Origin of the sequence: Sediminitomix flava (assembly GCF_003149185.1) — a bacterium.
Lineage (GTDB): Bacteria > Bacteroidota > Bacteroidia > Cytophagales > Flammeovirgaceae > Sediminitomix > Sediminitomix flava.
Genome location: NZ_QGDO01000004.1, coordinates 460,297 through 481,258 on the forward strand (window position 1 = coordinate 460,297; position 20,962 = coordinate 481,258).

At 35.6% G+C, this 20,962-nt stretch carries 18 protein-coding genes and 1 rRNA gene; 10 read left to right on the top strand and 9 right to left on the bottom strand.

The annotated features are described in order from the left end of the window. Window positions 1-88: 88 nt before the first annotated feature. From BC781_RS17415 to BC781_RS17425, 3 genes are all read left to right on the top strand, one after another. Window positions 89-2,674 (top strand): beta-mannosidase, encoded by a 2,586-nt coding sequence (locus BC781_RS17415; RefSeq protein ID WP_109620146.1) that lies wholly within the window; start codon window positions 89-91, stop codon window positions 2,672-2,674. A 386-nt stretch (window positions 2,675-3,060) separates the two neighbouring features. After that, on the top strand, window positions 3,061-4,182 hold the full coding sequence (locus BC781_RS17420) for a hypothetical protein (RefSeq protein WP_109620149.1): 1,122 nt from the start codon (window positions 3,061-3,063) through the stop codon (window positions 4,180-4,182). A 206-nt stretch (window positions 4,183-4,388) separates the two neighbouring features. Beyond that, complete coding sequence (locus tag BC781_RS17425; RefSeq protein WP_109620151.1) at window positions 4,389-6,068, top strand: SpoIIE family protein phosphatase; 1,680 nt, start codon at window positions 4,389-4,391, stop codon at window positions 6,066-6,068. A 109-nt stretch (window positions 6,069-6,177) separates the two neighbouring features. Here the strand turns inward: BC781_RS17425 and BC781_RS17430 are convergent, their stop codons facing one another. From BC781_RS17430 to BC781_RS17440, 3 genes are read right to left on the bottom strand one after another with little or no spacing between them, the layout of a single operon-like run. Next, complete coding sequence (locus BC781_RS17430; protein WP_109620154.1) at window positions 6,178-7,164, bottom strand: BtrH N-terminal domain-containing protein; 987 nt, start codon at window positions 7,162-7,164, stop codon at window positions 6,178-6,180. A 48-nt stretch (window positions 7,165-7,212) separates the two neighbouring features. Next, window positions 7,213-8,121: an AraC family transcriptional regulator gene (locus tag BC781_RS17435; protein WP_109620156.1), complete on the bottom strand. Its 909-nt coding sequence runs from the start codon at window positions 8,119-8,121 to the stop codon at window positions 7,213-7,215. Next, the gene (locus BC781_RS17440) at window positions 8,121-8,510 is read right to left on the bottom strand and encodes a MerR family transcriptional regulator (protein WP_109620158.1); all 390 of its coding nucleotides are present in this window, start codon (window positions 8,508-8,510) and stop codon (window positions 8,121-8,123) included. The genes BC781_RS17435 and BC781_RS17440 overlap by 1 nt, the downstream gene beginning before the upstream one ends. Window positions 8,511-8,602: 92 nt before the next feature. On the opposite strand from BC781_RS17440, the gene BC781_RS17445 reads away from it, so the two are divergent. Beyond that, entirely contained in the window at window positions 8,603-9,448 is an 846-nt protein-coding gene (locus BC781_RS17445) for an SDR family NAD(P)-dependent oxidoreductase (protein WP_109620160.1), read from the top strand. Window positions 9,449-9,584: 136 nt separating this feature from the next. Then, the gene (locus BC781_RS17450) at window positions 9,585-10,421 is read left to right on the top strand and encodes an aldo/keto reductase (RefSeq protein ID WP_109620161.1); all 837 of its coding nucleotides are present in this window, start codon (window positions 9,585-9,587) and stop codon (window positions 10,419-10,421) included. A 977-nt stretch (window positions 10,422-11,398) separates the two neighbouring features. Here the strand turns inward: BC781_RS17450 and BC781_RS17455 are convergent. Beyond that, entirely contained in the window at window positions 11,399-12,169 is a 771-nt protein-coding gene (locus BC781_RS17455) for an MBL fold metallo-hydrolase (protein WP_109620164.1), read from the bottom strand. Window positions 12,170-12,351: 182 nt separating this feature from the next. On the opposite strand from BC781_RS17455, the gene BC781_RS17460 reads away from it, so the two are divergent. The 4 genes from BC781_RS17460 (at window position 12,352) to BC781_RS17475 (ending at window position 16,125) form a co-directional block, all read left to right on the top strand. After that, window positions 12,352-12,891 (top strand): DUF1697 domain-containing protein, encoded by a 540-nt coding sequence (locus BC781_RS17460; RefSeq protein ID WP_109620166.1) that lies wholly within the window; start codon window positions 12,352-12,354, stop codon window positions 12,889-12,891. 66 nt (window positions 12,892-12,957) lie between these two features. Continuing rightward, entirely contained in the window at window positions 12,958-13,986 is a 1,029-nt protein-coding gene (locus BC781_RS17465) for an agmatine deiminase family protein (protein ID WP_109620168.1), read from the top strand. A 387-nt stretch (window positions 13,987-14,373) separates the two neighbouring features. Continuing rightward, a complete protein-coding gene (gene gldF / locus BC781_RS17470) occupies window positions 14,374-15,108 on the top strand; it encodes a gliding motility-associated ABC transporter permease subunit GldF (RefSeq protein ID WP_109620171.1) in 735 nt (244 codons plus the stop codon). A 42-nt stretch (window positions 15,109-15,150) separates the two neighbouring features. Continuing rightward, window positions 15,151-16,125: a polyprenyl synthetase family protein gene (locus tag BC781_RS17475; RefSeq protein WP_109620173.1), complete on the top strand. Its 975-nt coding sequence runs from the start codon at window positions 15,151-15,153 to the stop codon at window positions 16,123-16,125. A 327-nt stretch (window positions 16,126-16,452) separates the two neighbouring features. Here BC781_RS17475 and BC781_RS17480 read toward each other — a convergent pair whose 3' ends face one another. After that, a complete protein-coding gene (locus BC781_RS17480; RefSeq protein ID WP_109620175.1) occupies window positions 16,453-17,457 on the bottom strand; it encodes a LuxE/PaaK family acyltransferase in 1,005 nt (334 codons plus the stop codon). 209 nt (window positions 17,458-17,666) lie between these two features. Here BC781_RS17480 and BC781_RS17485 point away from each other — a divergent pair, with 209 nt between their 5' ends. Then, the gene (locus tag BC781_RS17485) at window positions 17,667-18,212 is read left to right on the top strand and encodes a hypothetical protein (protein ID WP_109620177.1); all 546 of its coding nucleotides are present in this window, start codon (window positions 17,667-17,669) and stop codon (window positions 18,210-18,212) included. 61 nt (window positions 18,213-18,273) lie between these two features. On the opposite strand, the gene BC781_RS17490 is transcribed toward BC781_RS17485, so the two are convergent. The 4 genes from BC781_RS17490 to rrf all read right to left on the bottom strand — a co-directional run. Continuing rightward, window positions 18,274-18,660 carry an Hsp20/alpha crystallin family protein gene (locus tag BC781_RS17490; protein WP_109620180.1) on the bottom strand — a complete coding sequence of 129 codons (387 nt, stop codon included), beginning with the start codon at window positions 18,658-18,660 and terminating at the stop codon, window positions 18,274-18,276. Window positions 18,661-18,731: 71 nt separating this feature from the next. Beyond that, window positions 18,732-19,121 carry an Hsp20/alpha crystallin family protein gene (locus tag BC781_RS17495; protein WP_109620182.1) on the bottom strand — a complete coding sequence of 130 codons (390 nt, stop codon included), beginning with the start codon at window positions 19,119-19,121 and terminating at the stop codon, window positions 18,732-18,734. Between the two features lie 250 nt (window positions 19,122-19,371). Then, window positions 19,372-20,514 carry an acyl-CoA dehydrogenase family protein gene (locus BC781_RS17500; protein ID WP_109620184.1) on the bottom strand — a complete coding sequence of 381 codons (1,143 nt, stop codon included), beginning with the start codon at window positions 20,512-20,514 and terminating at the stop codon, window positions 19,372-19,374. A gap of 360 nt (window positions 20,515-20,874) precedes the next feature. Continuing rightward, a 5S ribosomal RNA gene (gene rrf / locus BC781_RS17505) occupies window positions 20,875-20,962 on the bottom strand; the annotation flags it as partial.

Genomic DNA, 20,962 nt, shown 5'->3' on the forward strand with positions numbered 1-20,962 from the left:
TTGCCTTATCCATTTCTGTAAGGCAGAAATTATAGAATATCTATTTTCTATCCGCTCTCCAATTCTAATCATTCAAAACTTTAGCGCTATGAAATGGCATTTTTTTATTGTAGCAATCTTAACACTATCATTCACTTCATCAGTTATGGCACAGAAAGAATCAAGAAGTCTAGACGGTCAGTGGACTTTCAAGCAAGTCGGGCAACAAAACTGGATGAATGCCAAAGTTCCGGGGACTGTTCATACAGACTTAAAAAATCTAGGAAAAATTGAAGATCCATATTACAGACTAAACGAACACAACCAACAATGGGTAGATAAAGTAGATTGGGAGTATCAGAAAGAAATATTCCTGACTGAAGAGGAGCTTTCCAAAGATCATATCGAATTACTTTTTGAGGGTTTGGATACCTACGCCACGGTTTTCTGGAATGAAGAGGAAGTACTTTCTTCAGATAATATGTTCAGAAGATACCATATAGATCTTTCACAAAAGGTTAAAAAGGAAAATATTCTTAGGGTTGTTTTTACATCTCCGATAAGAAAAGGACTTTCATTATTAGCTGATCATGGCTATCCATTACCAGCCATCAATGATCAATCTGAACTAGGTGGATTAGGAGAACATGCGGTGAGTATTTTTACTAGAAAAGCTGGTTATCATTACGGTTGGGATTGGGGACCAAGATTTGTAACATCGGGTATTTGGCGAAGTGTAAATTTGATTTCTTGGAATAGTAATCAATTAAAAGAAGTCTTTATAAAACAAGAAAAAATCACTTCTAAAAAAGCATTTCTTAAGGCAAAAATATCTGTAGAAAACAAGCAAAATTTAGAAGCAAAAGTATTTGTCAACAACCATTTGGTAAGCTCCCAAAGTATTTCTTCCACTGAAAATGAAATCGACTTCGAAATTGAAAATCCTAACTTCTGGTATCCGAATGGAATGGGTGAAGCCTATTTATATAATGTTAGGGTTGAGATTTGGTCAGAGCTACTTTTAGATACTTGGCAAGAACAAATTGGTTTACGTGATATAGAATGGGTCTTGGAAAAGGATAAAAAGGGAGATGGCACAAGCTTCTACCTTAAAGTCAATGGACAAGCGGTATTTTCTAAAGGAGCGAATTACATTCCAAATGATCTTTTTTTACCTGAAGTAAGTGAAGAAAAATACGAACACATTGTACTTTCTGCTAAGAAAGCTAATATGAATATGCTTCGCGTATGGGGTGGTGGTATCTATGAAAACAAAACGTTCTACGATCTCTGTGATAAGCATGGTATAATGGTTTGGCAAGATTTCATGTTTGCATGTAGTATGTATCCAGGTCATCATGCTTTCTTAGAGAATGTAAGACAGGAAGCTATTGACAATGTAAAACGTCTAAGAAACCATCCTTCTATTGTTCTTTGGTGCGGGAATAATGAAATAGAAGCGGCTTGGTCTGAATGGGATGAAAATTCGGGTTGGGGATGGAAACAGAAATACAATAGCCAACAGCGAAAAGAGATTTGGGCAGCTTATGATACCATTTTCCACCAAATACTCCCACAAGTTGTTGATCAACACACTGACAACACATTCTATTGGCATTCTTCTCCTTCGGCTGGCTTTGAAAAAATTTCAAATTATGAATCCAACTCTGGAGATATGCACTATTGGGGTGTTTGGCACGGAGAGCATCCGTTTGAAGATTTCCGAAAATACATCCCTCGTTTTATGAGTGAATACGGATTTCAGTCTTTCCCATCTTTCAATGCAGTCAAAAGATTTACGTTGCCAGAAGATTGGGATATCGAGAGCGAAGTGATGGCTTCACACCAAAGAAGTGGTATCGGAAACTTGCGTATTCGTAGCTACATGGAGCAATATTATCAAGTACCAATAGATTTTGAGCAACTGCTTTATGTCGGGCAAGTACTTCAAGCCAAAGCCACAGAAATTGCCATTGAAGCACACCGAAACGCAATGCCTTATTGCATGGGAACATTATATTGGCAAATCAATGATTGTTGGCCTGTAGCTTCTTGGTCTAGCATAGACAGTTATGGCAACTGGAAAGCTATGCACTACAAAGTAAAACAAATGTACGAACCTATACTTTGGACTAGCAGTCAAGAAGGTGATATACTCGAATTGGCCTTAGTTAATGATTTGCCTAATAAAGACAGGGGGCAATGGTATATAGAGTTAATGGACTTTGAAGGAAATTCACTTTGGAAGAAAAAAGGAAATAGTAGTATTGCTAGTATTTCAAAAGAAGTCATTATGAAAATCAGTCTATCTGAAATTAAAGAAGAAATACCGCTTGAAAAGGCTGTCTTAAAGCTTTCTTATGAGAATGAAATTCACAGAGCTGAAAGAACCTATTTCTTTGTCAATCCTAAAAACTTGATTCTTCCAAAACCGGATATTTCATTCGAAGTCTATCATCAGTCAGGTGACATATTTGTAGAATTGAAAGCAGATGTTATAGCCAAGGATGTTTTCCTTTATTCAAATAGTACTGAAGATGCTCACTTCTCAGAGAATTATTTTGAGCTTCTACCTAACGAAACTAAAACAGTAAAATATTTAGGAAATCAATCTTTAGAAGAATTAAAAAACAACTTAAAATTAATGCACTTACAGCAAACTATGAAGTCAGAAAATAATAGTAATAGCCTATAAATGGTGATGGACATATAGTTTTCAGTGGTTAAATAGATACCTCCGGGTTCTCATATTTGATCTTCAAAACAAGCCCCAATCAAATTGTATTTTGGTTGGGGTTTCTCTTTTACTTCTATCCTTTAAAGTTGATCGTTAATCCTTAGAATCCGAGCCAGCTTTATACGAAAAAAAATATATGACTCTTCCATAAATAGGTACCACTCACTAAAATCCAAGATGGTAAATAGCTGTACTTGTTTTAAATAAGAACTAAAAAAATACTTAAAACCAAAGTGGTTTACTTTAAACCATTTAACTAGCTTGCCAAACTCAAAACCAAATGTAATGAATCCCAGCTCTCAAAAGCTAGAGAGCATTATTCACTAAATAACTAAAATAGACAAATGAAAAATTTAGCTTTAATCAGTTTTTTACTGCTAACTGCATTTTTTACAAGCTGTGACCTACTAGAGAGCAGCGAAGATGATGTTCAACTAGATTTAGAATTTGACCTTTCAGGAGCTCAAGCAATTATGCTTCAAAACTCAAGCTCAAATGGAAGAGTTTCAGGTACTACAACAAATCTTTTTAAAGTAGATACTGAAGGAAATGTAAGCCCTGTAGTCGATGATGTAAGTGTATATCTTGTCAGAACTTTACCAAAAGGGTTATACATTGAAATATATGTAGGATCTAACAGAAAAAGATTTTATGCCCTTTTTGACAATTCTTTTACTGAAATAAAAGAGAAAGTAGGAAACTACTTCCTTGGTGCCAATGAAAATGGTGACTTGGTCTTTTCAGACTTTTCAATCTTCCGTTTTGACTCCAAGACGATTGAAAAACCACAAACTACATTGAGCGATCCGTCTGTTCAATCTCTTTCTCGTAACCTTGCAGTTATTACTGATTATTCTATTTTCCAAGTTTTCAATACAGTCTCAAACGTCAGATATAATATTCAAGGTTGTAACGGTCCTCAAGTAGAGGCTTTCATGGGTAATGAAAAAGCCTTGGTAAATGATTGTACAAATGAGGCTATCATGGATATGACTGATGGCAGCAGAACAGGTATAGAAGAATTTTCTCAATGGAACCATGAAACACTTCCGCTCGAAGAAGGTATTATTGTACTGACACAAGGTCGTGGTGGCTCTAACTTTTACGGTTTAAGCCTTGTTACAGCAGAAGGAAATAGAACCTTCCTTACCGATGACATTTTCCAACCAGGTTCTACTACCTGTTCAAACTGTGGAGACCCAAACACAGTACTTTATGGAGCAGAACAATTCTTAGTAATCAGAGAATTAAATAAAGTTTCTGTAGTTGATCGTAACAATAACAATATAGTTACATCAATCCTTGACGGCCTGAACGTAACAAATATAAGCTTAGAAGGAACGCTTGTTTATTATTTGGCAGAAGATAATATGGGTACACCAATCACAGGTGTTTATGATTTATCAAACGGTGAAAATACGGTACTAGATAATCAGACACAATACGACGACATCCAAACCTTCTAATTCTAAATACTTTAGATAGACCTAAACTTTGAGTGTTTAATTTGAGAAAGAAGCTAATAAACAGTTACTGTCTTCTCAGATTAAACACTTTTTACTTTTCAACACAAACTGCTCAAAACTGTCATTGTAAGTCTATAAACAGATACGAAGGACATCTTTACTATACAGCTCCTAACTTTAGCCTTTAAAATACCCTATTACTTTTTATGAACAACCTGTATAGTAATCCCAAAAGGAAATTAACAATCTCTTATGTTGTAGCATTGAGTTTGGTTGCGCTACTCAGTATTGGCTCTCAGTACATCATACGAGATGTAATTGGGGATCATAAAGACGATGCAGGGATTATCAATCTTTCGGGTAGACAACGGATGTTGAGTCAGAAAATCAGTAAAATGGCACTCCAACTGACTTATTCTGAACATGAAAAGGAGTATCTAGACCTTCTACAACTTTTCCAAAAAACAACCGCTGAATGGAGAAAAGCACATATCAGTCTTTGCTATAGAGATGATGCCGCACATATGAATGGAGACAATAGTGCAAAAACTCAAAAGTACTTTTTAAGACTGCAGCCCCATTTTTTGGAAATGGATAATGCAATACAAAACATCATTGAAAGTGCATTTAGCGATGATATTAAACTTCCACTTAATCAGATTTTAGCACATGAAAAAGAGTTTCTAGAGCTGATGAATACCATTACCTTTCAGTATGAAAAAGAAGCTGCTTTACGTTTGCACAGGGTAGAAACCCTAGAACGTGTACCCCTTTTTATCACGATCATTTCTCTGATTTTAGAAGCTTTGATCATTTTCAGGCCTGCAGTAAATGCCATTTCTGTTTATATGAAAATGCTAAAGGAACAGAATCTCAAACTTGAAGATGCGCATAATGCCTTAAAAATAACACTTGATCAAAAACAAGAAACCCAAGATGATCTACTTCAGACTTTAAAAGAGAGTCATCAGATTCAGCTTCATGCCAATCAACGTTTAGAAGAAGAGGTAGAAAAACGAACACAACAAATCCGTGAACAACATCAAGAAATCTTATTAAAATCAGAAGAGCTAAGGGTTCAGAATGAAAAAATTTCTAGCCAAAACGAACAACTCGAAAAAATCTACCAAAAGATGACCAAGAGTATCAACTATGCAAGGGAAATTCAAAAAGCGATCCTTGTCTCTCCCGATACGCTTGTCAATGAATTTTCTGATGGCTTCATCATTAATATGCCCAAAGACATCATTTCTGGTGATTTCTATTGGTTTTATAAAACGGAACAATATAAATTTATTATCCTATCTGATTGCACTGGACACGGTGTTCCTGCTGCTTTTATGACTGTGATCGGAAATGCTATTTTACATGAAGTAATTATCAATAATGGTGTGCACGAACCTGACCTCATTCTTAAATACCTAGACCAACGTCTTCATGATTTTCTGAACATCACCAAGTCTAAATCGATTCGCGACGGGATGGACATTGCAATCGTGAGAATTGATGAAGGTAGTCAAAAACTACGTTTCAGCGGAGCTAAACGTCCAATGCTCCTCAGAAATATAAATAACAAAATCCTTGAATTTAAAGGCTCATTGGTAACCATTGGTTATGCTCCTTGGGAAGCCAAAAAGGAGTTTGTACAAAAGTCTATTTCATATAAGAAAGGAGATCAACTCTACCTTTTCAGTGATGGTTTTCAAGATCAATTTGGAGGAGTGCGTGATACCCGTTTCCAAAAAAGGCAATTGTACAAGCTACTTCACAATTCAAATACTGAAAGCATGAAAGAAGAGGCTACTAAACTTAAAAAAGCCTTGACCGACTGGAAAGGCGGACGTGAACAAACCGATGATATTTTATTTGTTGGACTCAAGCTCTGATTATTTACACAAACTCAAATAAAAAACCCACTCAAACAAAACGCATGAGTGGGTTTCTTCTATCATTAAAATGGTATAGAATACAAGGTGTACAATTGATACGAAATAGCTAAAGACAAGCTTCCCTTAGTTTTTCCATTGTACTTTTTTCCTTCTCAGATAATTCCTTCAAAACTTCAGATGCTTGATTGACATAAACTATATTTTCTGTTTCACCGATAGATTCAAACAGACCTGATAGTTGTTTCCACATCTTCGCAATTTCATTATAATCTTCACTAGCACTTTCTAATTCAGCAGATTCTAATATGATGGCACTTTCCTTTAGGAAATCACGATAAATATTTCGGAATAAAGCACCTCCTGTTCCGCCACGTTCCATGAGTGAAGCGGAGGTTTGAAAATCTTTGCTGATATTGGTACTTGTTTCAAACCATTTCTTAATTTCTGTACTTGTTTTTGAAATTCCTTTATACCCAATGTTTTTAATTGGAGGGTTCAAAAAGTCTGTTGCATTATTTAAGACTGCTTTCTTTATGATATCTTTTAAGTTAGGCATTTCCCCGCTCCTACTAATCGTATAAGAACGGTTTCGAGACGACATAGGACCTCTTTCATTTCTGGCTAACGCTAAACTTCTTAGGCTTGTTCGGGCATCTCGACCTTGCTGATTGGTATCATTGAGATAAGCTACTTCATCATCGTAGCCATATATAGAAACATAATGACCTGCGAAGTGAATTTTGTTGGTAAAATAGTCAAGATGATAGCAATCCAATTTGAGTCCAACTGCTTTTCCGTGATCAATATGATATTTTACATTTTCCCATGCTCTTTTAACGGAAGAAGTTTCTTTGACTTCAAGCTCTAAGTTCAAGTTTTTGCAAATATTTTCTGTCAAAATATCTGGTTTCACTCGACCTCCGATGAACGGAAAATCCATGATTTTCATATTCCAAAATATATACCCCAGACCTTCCCCAATTCCAAAGAGCATGGGTTCAGAGAATTCGATACCAAGTTGATTAAGTAAACTTCCTGTAGCGGTAGTTTCACAATGTTGTCCGTTAAATGGCTTAAAATCTTTTATAATCATCTGAAATTATACATTTGTTGTCCTTTCTATGCCTAACTTATCACGAAACTACTCCACAGGCACACAAATCTCTACAATACACTTTTTCTCAGGATGCGTATTGAAATCGTTATGGTAGATTTCGAAAGGAGCTTTATCATTTTCATCAAAACCATTTTCGTGCATCCAAACAAATACACTCTTCCATGCATCTTCAAATTCGCTGAAATTGATCTCAAACATGCCACAAACACACTTTTTAGGGTCTAGTGTCATGAAATTGATTGTCCCTTGGGTGTCTACTTCATTTTCCAAAAGTAGAGACGCACTTTGCCTCACTTTTGAAAGCGCAGTTACATTTGGGTCATCGTGATAGACTGTTAGCATTTTTGAATTCTCATTCAACAAGCCTTTTGGTCCTGCCCAAGCCATGAGTTGGCCGTAAGCACCTTCAATTTCTTCATAGTTTCCAACATGAGAAACATAGGCTAGTGGCATTTGGGGGATTTCTTTTACTTCAAATTTAGCATTCATAATCATCCATTTTTTGAGTTGATTGATGTTACAAATGTAGTTATCGATCTCCAGTGACTTTTGTCCGATCTTGCGCTCCGTTTTTCCAATCTTGCTAAAAGGATCTGTCATCTTTCGAAATGCGGTAGGACTCATTCCATAAAACTTCTTGAATGACTTCGTAAATGCAGAATTGCTACTAAAGCCCAAATCAAATACAATATCTGCGATCGGGGACTCTTTATCTTTTAGAAAAATAGAGGCCGATTTCTCAATTCTTTTCCGAATGATATACTCATTTGGTGTTTCTCCAACGATGGCAGAAAAAATTCGATGAAAATGAAACGGAGAATAATGAGCCTGTTCGGCAAGAATATTTAGCGAAAGATCGGCTTCCAAATGCTCTTCTATGTACTGAACAACTTCAGTGATTCTTAAAATATATTCTTTTTGGGTGATACTCATTATTCAGCTTGCTTTTTCAATTGCTTCAAAATTTCGGCTTCCTTACAAACTTTACCAACAAATTGTGATAAGGTGTCTTTTAAAAAATTCAATTCTGCAATTTTCTCATCTATTTCCTTGAGCTTTTCACTCAGAAACTGCTCTTGAAAGGCCTCATCGTAAGTCCCAGACTCCAAGCTTTGAATCACACTTTTGCATTCTTTTAGCTTCAAACCCAAATTTTTCAAGCGAATAATCAGATGGATACGATCTAGGTTTTCCGTAGGGTAATCTTTATAATTATTGTATGCATTGGGGCGCGTAACACCAACGAGCATTCCCATATTTTCATAGAGTCTGATCGTATCTCTTGTTAGCCCTGTCACTTTTGCCAATTCACCAATCTTCATACTTGTTTGTAAAAAAGCTGTCTTTTCATTTGACCGTTGACCTAAGACCACGGTTTACTTTTGCAATCTAAATCATTTAAAAAGAAAACAGTATGGAAAAAAGTAAAATTGCATTGGTCACAGGAGCCACAGACGGAATCGGGAAAGCTACCGCTATTGCATTGGCTCAAAAAGGATATGCTATTCATGTGATCGGAAGAAATAAAACAAAAGGGGCAGAAGTGATTTCAACATTGGAACAGGTAAACTCAGAAGGAAAACACCTTTTCTTTTCTCTTGATCTGTCAAACATGAATGAAGTTCAACATTTTCTGAAAGCCTATACCAACAGTCATAACACTTTAGATATTTTGGTATTAAATGCAGGAATTTTCCCTAAAGAAATGATGGTTTCAGCAGATGGAATAGATGTGATTTTTGCACTAGGTTATATGTCAAGATACCTTTTTTCGGAAGCCTTACACCCCTTACTTATTGCTTCTGGAGAAGGCAAAGTGGTTTATGTCGGGACTTCAGCCATTGTAAACATCAAATACGATCAGCTTACAGCCCCTAAATACAACAAGATGTTTGCAACTTGGCAACAGTCTACGGCCAATGCATATCTTGTTCAGTTTGGAGATCAGCTTTTTGGAGAAGGAGTTGCCCGTTTGCATTGGCTTCCTGGTATTGTAAATACAGGTTTGGTCAAATCTCAATCCCGATTCGTACAATTTTTATCTAGCATGTTTGGAATGATTGAGGCTGAAGAAGCTGGAGAAACACTCGCGTCTATTTTAGTTAATCATAATGTAGAAGAACTCAAGCAAAAATTCTTTAAAAAAGGAAAGCAGATCAAAACCTCAAAAAAAGTCATCAATGGAATTGCAAAATTTGAGGAATTGATAGAATACACTAAGCAGTTCTTAGCAAATACTTTAGAGGAAAAAGTGTTATAAAACTCCCTCTAGAGTAATCAAAATACCTTCATAAAAGTGAGATTATACCAACAAAGACTGAAAGGAGTTTAGTAATTTCACCCGAAATCTTTGTTAGCATATTAAGGTTTCAGATTTATTAATCTCATAGAATTCTATGCATACTATTAAATTAAACAACGGACTTGAAATTCCTGTACTTGGCTTAGGTACATGGCAATCAAAAGAAGATGCGGTACAAAAAGCAGTAGTTCATGCCTTACAAAATGGCTATACGCATATTGATACAGCTGCCGTTTACGAAAATGAAAAAGAAGTAGGTGATGGCATCATTGAAAGTGGCGTTGCAAGAGAAGATATTTTCTTAACGTCTAAAGTATGGAACGACGTTTCTACCTACGAAGGCACACTGAAAGCTTTTGAAGATTCTATTCAGAAATTACAAACAAGCTATCTCGACCTTTATCTTATCCACTGGCCTGGCCCTTACGCAAGATTCAAGGAAGTCTACAGAGCTATGGAAGAGCTTTATGAGCAAGGAAAAGTAAAAGCAATTGGGGTTTCTAACTTCAATGTTCACCACCTTAATGAGTTGATGAAAGACTGTAAAGTCACTCCTGTTGTCAATCAAGTAGAATGTCACGTGAAATATCAGAATCAATTCCTTAACGAATTCTGTAACTCACACAACATTACACTACAAGCATATGCTCCAATGATGAGTTGGAAAGTCGGTGAACTTGCCAACATAGATGTTGTGAGCAAATTGGCTGAAAAGTATGGAAAAACACCAACTCAGATTGCATTGCGTTGGTTGATCCAAAGAGATATTATCGTGCTTCCAAAATCAGTAACTCCTTCAAGAATTGAAGAGAACATTCAAGTTTTCGATTTTGAATTGAGTGATGAAGATATGGCCGAACTACGTTGGGTAAATGATGGGACAAGATTGTTCATCGAGCCTGATAATATGGATTACGGCTTTTACAAATAGAAAAGATACTTTTCCCCATTTGGGCAAACTGTAATTTTACGGTTTGCCTTTTTTATTGCTTTCCTTTTTACCAATTACCATTTCCACACTTCACTTTATCTAATATTAGATAAAACACGTTCAATTTAAGCCTTTTTAGTCCTAAAAAAACGGAGTTAAACGTCTATTTGGTGCGGATTCATTATTCGAACGCATTCCTCAAACCGATCCACTACTTTCGTATTGTCTTCTGAATAGGCGTACTCAGAAGACAATGATATACGTTTATTTGCTTGTTATTTTTTTAGCGAAAAAATTTTTCTAGTGGGTCATTTTTTATGAGACCCACTTTTTTTATTTCTCTTTATCAGATAGCCATTTCCCATAGTTTTAAACCACAGTCTTCTTAAGCTCTACTCTCCAAAGCTTCATTTATCTTAATTGATCATTCTAAAGTAGTAGGACATATATTTTTGATATAAAACTTTACTGTTCTTAGAGTTACTCTAAGAACTCATAAATGGATACAGAGGCGGACGCAGTTCTTCAGACTCTTTTTTATACCATTTAGAGTCTAAAAGACTCTTGCTTTCATAGATAAATCCTTAGATCGCTCCGCTAACTCTAAGGATAGTATTACTCATTTTCTTTTGTCCTAGTACTTAAATAATCTCTCTTGACTCCCTTACCTTTTATAAATGAACATAAATCAAAACGTACAGATTAAACTTAAAAAGAGCCATTTGTACGTATTTCTAGTGCGGTTTTACGAGTTGAACGCTTTTAAAATTGCAAGTTGCTACTTTTGAAATGTGTCCTTTAAACAAAATTGTGTCAAAGGCCATGAGGAAAAGTTTATTTGGTTGTGATATTAAAGATGAGTCATTTTAATGGCTCATTTTTTTATGCCTTTTTTACTCAAAAAGAAAAAGCTTGTAAAGTTGAAATCCATTAAGAATCCATCCTTTACAAGCCTTTATTTATAAGAAAGTATTTTTCTAAAAAGTCACTTCAAAAGTATCTCCATCCTCTGGAATATACACCTTATCTAAAAGGCCTTCTTTTTCCAATCGAGCTTTAAGCTTTGCTCTTGTGGTAGGACAGTGATTTACGGCTTCCATATGATTACAGATCACTTTCTTAGGTGAGTTTTGGATAAACTTCACAATCTCATCTGGCGTCATTAAAAGAGGTTTGAAAAGATCTAACTGAGCCGTTCCACAAGCTGCCACTGTAATATCGGGCTGAAACTCTCTTAAAGCCTTATCCACATCTGGCGTATAAACAGTATCTGCACTGATGTAAATTGATGGCTGATCAGGAAGTTCTATAAAATAGCCCATCACATTTCCCATTGGCTTTGCCACAAAACCATAACCGTGCGTAGCTGGAATACCCATAATTGAACCACCTAAGAAATCCGCAGTTTCCCAATACTTGATCACTTGAGAAACAGCCAAACCTTTCTTCCTAAAATGTTTCTCATCTTTTTCAGAACAGATCACAGGAATATTCTTTCGGATGAGCCATTCTTCTGCTGCCTTATCAATATGATCTGGATGCTGATGCGTAATCAAACAGTGTGTCACCCGCTCCAAAACGGGAAAGCAGTTTTCAGGAAGCGGTACTATTGGATTTTTCTGAGCCTTAAATCTGAATAAAGTAAAAGTAGGCTGAGTCCCCTTATCTCCAAGCATAGGATCTACCAAAATAACTTTATCTCCCGCTTCTATAACGAGCGTTGCATTTCTGAAGTGTTGGAATTTCATAGTCGATGAATGATTTATGTATTTCTACAAAACTAGATCAGCGGTATTCCTTTCCCATTGATTTGAATCAAGAAATACATTTTCTAAATGCCATAACAAGTTCTACATCGGATTGGTTGATGAACTTATTTAGACTAACTTCCAATGTTATTTTTAAGCATTTAATCTTCATTTTTTAGAACATGAAAACTCATATTGCTATTCTCAGAGGAATTAATGTTGGTGGAAAAAGAAAAATATTGATGGCTGACTTAAAGCTCCTCTTCCAAGACTTAGGATTTGCAGACATCGAGACTTATATCCAAAGTGGGAATGTCGTTTTTAAAGCCCCAACATCAGACAAATTAGAACATCTAATAAAGAAAGCTATTCAAGAAAAATACGGCTTTGAAGTTCCTACCATTGTTCGTAGTCTGAATGAATGGGAAAAAAGCATTTCAACAAATCCATTTTTATCTTCAGAAAATGAAGGTATCGAGCGTATGCATCTTACTTTCTTGAAAGAAACTCCAAAACAAGAAAATATCGAACTAGCTGAAGCTTTTGAAAGAGGGAATGACCAACTCAGTATTGTTGGTAAAGATGTTTTCTTACTTCTCGAAGGCAAATACAGTCAGAGCAAGTTGAGCAATCAGTTCTTTGAAAAGAAGCTAAAAGTAGAAGCCACTACTCGTAATTGGAAGACCGTTAAAAAACTATTAGAAATTGCCTCAAAAAATTAAGTTTTCCAGCGTCAAACTTGTTATAGCTTTATGTAATATTGCGCGCTCAAATTTTGAGGTACATCTATGAACATAAAAAGAAGACTCCCTGCAGAGTGGGAAGCCCAAGATGCGGTACAGCTCACACTCCCTCATGCAGATACAGACTGGGCTGATGATATGGAAAATGTCAAAGCCTGTTTTCAGAAAATAGCTTACGAAATCAGTTCAAGACAAAAACTGATTGCGGTTTGTACAGATTTAGATGAAGCGAAAGAATGGCTTAAAGAATGCCCACAAGAAAATATTATCTATCAGCACATTCCGTCAAATGATAGTTGGGCTAGAGATCATGGAGCTATTACTATTCAAGAAAATGGAGAACTTAAACTCCTAGATTTCACATTTAATGGCTGGGGACTCAAGTTTGCTTCCGATAAAGACAACCAAATTAGTCAACAGCTTTTGGATAATGGAGTTTTCAATGTCCCGATGCACACTACAGGATTTGTATTGGAAGGTGGAGGAATAGAATCTGACGGAGAAGACACCCTAATGACCACAGCCCACTGTATTTATTCCTACAATAGAAATGCTGGAAAAACAGAAGAAGAAATTCTTTCTATGATGAAAGAATACTTTGGCTCTGAGCAAATATTAGTTTTAGAAAACGGTTATTTGGCAGGAGACGACACAGACTCTCACATAGACACCTTAGCCCGTTTCTGCCCCAATAACACCATAGCCTATGTACAATGTACTGACGAAACAGATGAACATTTTGAGGCATTACAAAAAATGGAAGCTGAACTGAAAACATTCAAAAACTTGAATGGAGAAGCTTACCGATTGGTTGCTTTGCCTATGGCTCCTAAAAGATTTAAACCTGAAGAAGGCTACCGATTACCTTCTACCTATGCCAATTTCCTTATTATAAATGGAGCTGTACTCTTGCCTGTTTATGGAGATGAGGAACTTGACCAAAAAGCAATAACTGCTTTGGAAGATTGTTTTCCTGAACATGAAATTGTGGCGATCAACTGCGAAGCACTTATCAGACAGCACGGATCATTGCACTGTGTAAGTATGCAGTATTTTAAGGGAGTTGTAAAATAGAATATTGGAAGTGTTAGGAAGCCTAAAACAAAAAAAACAGACCGCCGATGTCTGTTTCAAATTGTTGCGAAAAAAGAAGGGTCGGAAGAAAAAGAAAAACTCCTTTTAAAAGACAAGTTTAGGTTTCCTATCACATGTCGACCTTCCACTGTTAACATCCGTATGGATGACCTTTTGCAAGGTTGAGGCCTGCTCTTCAAACGATAGTACGCCTTATTTTATTTAGTGTTGAATTTTTCAAATACGTGTCCAACCGACCCATTACAAATGTAGAAAAAACTCTTGAACTACAAAAAACATTAACAATAAAGTCAAAATTGGATTTGCGTTATTTTTAGTTGAAATTGGCACTTAGAAATAGATTTCTGGTTAAAACTTACTTCTAAAGTGATTCAAATCTTTCGAAAAGAATTAAGTACATATTTTAGCTCTTTGATCGCCTATGTGGTTATGGTCGTATTTTTAGTGACTATGGGCTTATTTTGTTGGGTATTTCCTCAAACAAGTATTCTAGGGTCTGCTTATGCCAATCTTGACCCGCTGTTTTCTATTTCTCCTTATATTTTCATGTTTCTTATTCCTGCCATCACCATGCGCTCATTTGCAGAAGAGAAAAAAGCAGGAACTATGGAGTTACTTTTCACTCGTCCGTTGGCAGATTTCCATATCATTTTAGGAAAATATTGGGCTGCGCTTATCCTTGTACTTTTTGCCTTACTTCCTACACTGATCTACTACTACACAGTTTATCAATTAGGGATGCCACAAGGAAATTTAGACACGGCAGCCATCATCGGCTCTTACATCGGACTTGTTTTTCTATCTGCAACTTTTACAGCTATCGGAATATTCTCGTCAGCAATTACCAACAATCAAATCATCGCCTTTCTTTTGGCTGTATTTGCTTGTTTTGCCATTTATGACGGGATTTCTTCTTTAGCATCTATCAATATATGGTCTGGCTACTCCTACACAATCAGCCAATGGGGTATCGACCACCATTACCAATCAGTCAGTAAAGGACTGATTGATTCACGTAACATCCTATATTTCTTGAGTGTAATCACAGTGATGCTTTCACTTACTGCCCTTACACTTGGTAGTAGAAAATGGGAAAAATAGAAGAAGAAACTTTAGACTAACAAGAAGATAAACGGAATCAGAATGTTTGAAATAAAGTCAGAGATAAATCGACTTAACGAAGAGATAGCGAAGCTTGAACTAGGAAACCGTCCTGCCGAGCTTTATGATCCGCTTTACTATATTCTCTCTTTAGGAGGGAAAAGACTAAGACCTTTGGTAGCATTATTGGGCTGCTATGCCTTTGATGATGATTATAAAAAGGCTACCATGCCTGCTTTGGCTGTAGAAATTTTCCATAATTTCAGTCTGATTCATGATGATATTATGGACAATGCTCCTCTTCGTAGAGGAAAAGCTACAGTACACGAAAAATGGAATCCGAATATTGCGATCCTTTCGGGAGATGTAATGCTTGTAAGAGCTTACGATTTACTCCTAGAAAGCCCTTCTGACAAACTGAAGGAAATTATCAAACTTTTCAATACTTGTGCAGCCGAAGTTTGTGAAGGTCAACAACTCGACATGAACTTTGAAGATAGAGAAACTGTCTCTGAAGCTGAATACATTGAGATGATTAAGCTTAAAACAGCTGTTCTAGTAGGTTTTGCTTTCGAACTTGGCGCATTGATCGGGAATGCTACAGAACAAGAAGCTAAAACATTAAGAGATTTTGGTGTAAACCTTGGTATTGGTTTCCAGCTTCAAGATGATCTTTTAGATGTTTTTGGAGAGCAAGCAAAAGTAGGAAAGCAGATTGGTGGAGATATTCTTGAAAACAAGAAAACGTATATGCTCCTAAAAGCGATCGAACTTGCCGAAGGAAAAGACAAAGAGGATTTACAGTTTTGGCTTGAGCAAAAAGAATATGACAAGGATGAAAAGGTAAAAGCTGTAACTGCTATTTATGAAAACCTTGGTATTCGTCAGCTTGCTGGTCAAAAAATGGAAGAATATTACCAATTGGCATTCCAAAAGTTAGATGAATTAAACCTTCCATCAGAAAAGCGTGAACTCATCATTTCTTTTGCAAATTGGCTCATAAAAAGGGATAAATAGAATTCAAAAAGTTCTAAAAATACAAAAGCCCTTCATTATATATCAATATAATTGGAGGGCTTTTCTGTACCTAAAAATCGGTAACTTAGAATTGATTTCTATAAGTGGTATTAGAAACTTTGTTATCTGCATTCTTTTCTACAGTGTTTTTTGAGTAAGTAGGGCACGTTCTATATGTTGTACGACAAGCCCCAAAAAACAATAAGCAAAGTAAACCTACTAACAATTTTAATTTCATTTCTTTATAGTTTTTTCTGTAGAAAACTTTAAAAATGTCAATTTTCCTAAATTAAGGAATTGTATTTATATTTTACGTTAAATGTTGGATTAATTTACCAATAAGTTGCACCCTCTAATATCTGAATTATCGAATCTACCCAAAACTTTAAAGCTCTTAATTCCAACTGGTTGACCAATATCTTGCGTCTCAATAAAAGAACAACTATCTACGTTTGCTAGGTCGATTACATTAATTCCACCACTTCTCATCTTCGTATTTCCATCCCAAAAGCTGAAGGGGTCATTGATTTCTCTAAATCTAATACGCATCCAAGGAGGCAGGTCAAACACTTCATTACCTTTCGAATAGGCCTGAGAAAGTAATTCAGTCATGCCATATTCAGAGTGAACATTACGTAAGTCCCAAGCATTTTGTAAAACTTCATGAACTTCAGATCGAAGCATTTCCTTTCTTCGACCTTTCATTCCTCCAGTTTCCATCACAATTACTCGATCATCAAGACTGATTTTCATTTCTTCAGCCAAATCCAATAAAGCAAAAGTTACTCCAATCAAGAGGATTTTCTTATTACTATTTGAAAGTAAGTATTCTAATCGTTGTTGTAATTCTTTTACATTATCTAGATAAAAGCCCGAGTACTCTCCCGAATAAGGAAGAAAATGCTCTACCATATAAACTAGCGAAGAGTTGCCTCTTTCTAAATATGAAGGTAAAAGAGCTAAAATCTCAAAATCCTTCAAATCTCCATAAAAAGATTCAAAAATATATTTCGATGCTTTCTGATAAAATACAGGATCAGAAACCAAATGCTTACTTGTTATACTCCCTGTTGTTCCACTACTCCTAAAAATGACTTGAGTGGGTTCAACTGTAGAAACTACTTCCTGACTTTTGAAAAATCGGATAGGCAAAAAAGGTATCTCAGAAATAGATTGAACGCTCAAAGGATCAACTTTAAGATATTTCAGATAATCACTATAAACCTTATTATGTTCTGCTTGAAATTTAAAAACTTCTAAGGCACAGCTCTCAAATTCTTCCTCTGTTGAAATGCTAAAAATATATTCCTTTATACGCTCTTGAAATCTCATACACTCTCCATTTTTCGAGTTGCAGTTTTGTACGATTAGGCATAAAGAATTCAAAATTGTGATCTTACATGAATCCAATACAGCTTTTTGTACTTTAACTGTACTCCCTTCAAGGATTTATCTAACTTCTAAACAAAGTCTATCAGACTAGATACTCCCATATTCTACTTTTACGGTCACAAATATAGAGATATAAAACTGTTCATAATATGCGCTTCCATCCTTTGTCCTTACTTGCATTCTTTTTTATACCATTCTTCGGAAGTTCGTGTGTAGGAGAACCCGAATTTGCCAAAGAGCCTGCCATCAAATTTGAAAGTATTGTACACAAATCTTTCAATTCTTTAGACTCTGTCATCATCACAGTGAGCTTTCAAGATGGTGATGGAAATTTAGGGCTAGATAATTCTGATAGTGAACCAGACTTTGGAGCTGAAAATACAGATGGTACTCCGAATCCTTTTTTCAACAACTTTTACATCAGAATGATGAAAAAAGAAGGAGAAACTTATTCAAAGATTGAGCTACCCGATGGCGTTGAATTTGACGCTCGCTTCCCAAGGGTTGGAGAAGGAAGTGAAAGCCCTGTAGAAGGAAACCTTACGCGAAGACTTCGACTTGACATTGGAGTATTTGACTCGCCTTTTATCAGTGGGGATACATTAAAATTTGAAATTCAGATAGCAGATCGAGCTAAGAATGTTAGTAACATTGTTGAAACTCCTGATATCATTCTTAAAGGGTTTGAAGAATAAAAAAAGCCCCATTAGACGATATCTAATGGGGCAATGAATCTTTAAAACTTAAAAACTATACTTAGTCTACTTGAACTTCAACTTTACGAGCTTTCATTTCTTCTTTCTTAGGTAGTTCTAAAGTAAGAATACCGTTTATGTAGCTCGCACTAATTTGTTCAGTATCTACATTTCTTGGTAGCTTAAATGATCTTTTAAAAGCATCATATGAGAATTCTTTTCTATAAAACTTCACATCAGCTTCTTCTTTCTTTTCAGTAGAAACTTGAAGTGTATTCTCTTCAACCTTAATATTGAAGTCTTCTTTTTCTAGACCAGGAGCGGCAATTTCTAATGTAAAGCCAGTCTCACTTTCTTTTATATTTACCGCAGGAAATGGGTTGCTTACATATTTCTTTCCTGTATTAAATATTTCATCTATAAATGTTGGAATTGTTGAAGTATACATGATTTATTATATTTTTTGACACTAACTGATTAATACGATTTACTGGGTTACCTATATTTTAATAGAAATAATTATCCGACTAATACTTCTACTTTTTTCGCTTTTAGTTCTTCACGCTTTGGCAAATTTACCACGAGGATACCATCTTTATAAGAAGCCTGAATCTTTACTAGATCTACATTATTAGGAAGTTTAAATGATCTTTTGAAAGTATTGAATTCAAATTCTTGCTTGAAGTATTTTACTTCTTCTTCTTGCTTTTTGTCAACTGAAATTGATAAAACTCCATTCTCAGATTGAATATCAAAATCTTCTTTTAGTAAACCAGGAGCCGCTAGTTCTAAGAAAAATGCAGTATCATTTTCACGAATATTTACTGCTGGTCTAGCATTTAAAACTCTTTTTTCTGTTGCTAAAACTTCGTTTACAAACTGAGGGAAATTGGCATTTAAAGTATACATAATAATTATCTGTTTTTCGTTCTTAATTAATTTGATTACTGAAGTACTTCGTGAATTCGAATAGGAATAGACAAGAGCCATACCAACAGATTTTTTTATGTATTTGATAGATTATTTGTCATAACGCTTAATCATAAAGTGTCATTTTGTCTTGTTTGTATTTTTAAAAAGCTATTTTAGTGTCATTTTGTCTCAAAAAAAAAGAGTAAGCCTAATGACTTACTCTTTTACTATATCAAGATTACTCTTTTTATCCTTTTAAAATTGACCTTGCAATAACCAGCTTTTGAATTTCAGACGTTCCTTCTCCAATCGTACACAATTTACTATCCCTATAATACTTCTCTACAGGGTAATCTTTCGTATAGCCATATCCTCCAAAAATCTGAACTGCATCATTAGAGACCTTCACAGCAACTTCAGAAGCATAATACTTCGCCATAGCTGATTCCCTATTAACTGATACACCTTGATTTTTTAACTCTGCAGCATTTTTAATTAATAGCCTTGCCGCTTCAATCTCAGTAGCCATATCTGCTAATTTAAAAGAGATTCCTTGAAATGAAGATATTGGTTTATTGAATTGCTTTCGCTCTTGAGAATAAGCTAAAGCAGCCTCATAAGCACCTTGAGCTATTCCTAAACTTAGAGCCGCAATTGAAATACGTCCTCCATCAAGAATTTTTAAAGCTTGAACAAAACCAGCTCCAACACTTCCTAAAACATTTTCATTAGGAATTCTACAATCTTCAAAAATCATTTCTGATGTTTCCGAAGACCTCATGCCTAACTTTGTTTCTTTTCTTCCCCCTCTGAAACCTTCCATTCCTCTTTCAACTACAAAAGCAGTCATTCCATGCGCATCACCTTTCTCTCCCGTTCTTGCGATGACAACAGCTACTTCAGCACTTATACCGTGAGTAATGAAATTCTTAGCACCATTTAAGATCCAATAGTCTCCATCTTGTTTAGCTGTTGTAAGCATATTACCTGCATCAGAGCCTGTGTTAGGTTCTGTTAGTCCCCAAGCTCCAATCCATTCACCTGAAGCTAACTTTGGCAGCCACTTTTTTTTCTGTTCTTCAGAGCCAAAATTTAGAATATGGCCCGTGCACAATGAATTATGAGCAGCCATTGAAAGTCCTACTCCAGGATCAGCCTTCGAAAGTTCTACAATGGCAGTTACATATTCATGATAGCCAAAGTCAGAGCCGCCATACTCCGAAGGTACTAAAACTCCCATGAGGCCTAACTCTCCAATTTTCTGAAAAACTGATTTAGGAAAATGTTCTTTTTCATCCCACTCATCACGATAGGGAGTAATGTGTAGTTCTGCAAAATCACGCACCATTTGAGCGATCATTTGCTGGGTTTCTTGTTGTTGTGTTACCATGTTATTAATGTTTATCGGTCGTTATGTATAGATAGTATTTGTGGTTTCGAAGTGGGTTATTCCTATAACTAATCGAGTATTTTACAGTTCATGAGTTTTTAATGGAAAAGGCACTTTCCACATAACTCGATCAGTCTTTATTTAAATAAGATAAAATCCTACTAATAATTTAAGAGAATATCTTTATATATAAAAATCTATCTATTTCTAAGTTCATGAAGAACAGCTTCTTATTACAAAAGTAAACGAAAGATAAGTTAGAAAGGCTAAATATTGGGTATAAAAAAAAGCTCAGTTAACATCATGTGCTAACTGAGCTTTTGTTTATAGCTTCTGCTAAAGCATTTGCTACATTAATAAGGTTGGCAATGACCTACTCTCCCACCTGTTACGGCAGTACCATCGGCGCGGTAGGGCTTAACTGCTCTGTGCGGAATGGGAAGAGGTG